The organism is Vibrio sp. D173a (genome assembly GCF_030248475.1).
The window spans coordinates 1-1,276 of record NZ_JAHGAH010000507.1; the positions used below are offsets into that span (position 1 = coordinate 1).

The following is a 1,276-nucleotide window of genomic DNA, read 5'->3' on the forward strand; positions in this document are numbered from 1 at the left end:
CGAATAGAACGCACCATTAGCGGCAGTGCAACCACAATACATGCGAGCGACGCCCCTTTCCAACTGAAACTAAATACCAAGCCAAATACATCGTTCAGCCAAGAGCCTATGATGCCTTGTTTACCCATCATCACCAATAACAGGTAACCAATCACCACAGGTGGAAGAACCAAGGGTAAATGAACCAAGCTCTCAACAAGCCCTTTACCAATAAACTGCTTTTTTGCGAGTAGCCAAGCCAAACAGATGCCTATTGGAATCAACCATATGATGGCAAACCCCGCGACTTTGAAGCTTAACAACAAAGCTTGGTATTCGTAGTCAGATAAATAAAACATTAATGCGTATAAAAACCGTAGCGTTCGAGAACGGTTTTAGAAAACTCACCCTGCATGAAACGATAGAACGCTTCAGTAGACGTATTGTCATTTATCTTCGCTACAGGGTAACGTATTTCAGTGTGTGATGACGCAGGAAACGTGTCCACAATGGTCACTTGCTTTGAAAGCATAGCATCGGTCTTATACACAATGCCAAGTCGTGCTTCTTGTCGCTCTACCAGTGCTAGAGCCATACGAACGTTATTACTCGGAGCAAGACGCGTGCGTACACTGTCCCACACGTTAAGCGCTTCTAGAGACTCTTTGGCATAGATGCCAGCAGGCACAGACATAGTATTACCGACGGCTAGGCGCTCACCTGTCAGCGTCGCTTGCCATGCGGATGCGTCGTCGATTTTAAACTGCGAGTAATCCGTTTTGTCTGCCGTTGACGTCACTAAAACAAGTTCATTGCCCGCCCAATTTGTGACATTGTCACTTGAAACATAGCCCCTATCGAGTAGATGTGTCATCCACTTCTCATTAGCGGCAATAAACAAGTCTGCAGGTGCGCCTCGTTCTATCTGACGCACCAATGACGACGTGCTTGCATACACAGGCGTCACCTCTACGTCGTTATTCTTTTCGAATTCTGTAATCAGTTCATTGACGGCGTTAGTCATTGAGGAGGCAGCGTAGACTTTAATCGAGTCTTGCGCTGATGCTTGAAAGGCCAAAAACGCCATAGCTATCGTCAGCAGTCTTGTTGTCATCACACTCTCTTTAACGTGATTAGTATTTGTTGTCATTATTGGATGTCACGTAACTCAGGCCAAAGAAGATCGAGCTTCATATGTTCTTCAATCGCATCGGCAATTCGATTGATGCCTTCCTCTTTAAGCGCTTGATGGTCAATCGTTGTCACTGCATGAGCTCCCGCCCACTCGCAAATCGAT

General features: G+C 45.9%; 1 protein-coding gene and 1 pseudogene. Both read right to left on the bottom strand.

The features are described from left to right. A pseudogene (gene modB / locus KIV40_RS27135) lies at positions 1-338 on the bottom strand (molybdate ABC transporter permease subunit); the annotation flags it as partial. Further along, a complete protein-coding gene (gene modA / locus KIV40_RS27140) occupies positions 338-1,093 on the bottom strand; it encodes a molybdate ABC transporter substrate-binding protein (protein ID WP_285352289.1) in 756 nt (251 codons plus the stop codon). The gene modA and the pseudogene modB, both read right to left, overlap by 1 nt. Between the last annotated feature and the right edge of the window lie 183 nt (positions 1,094-1,276).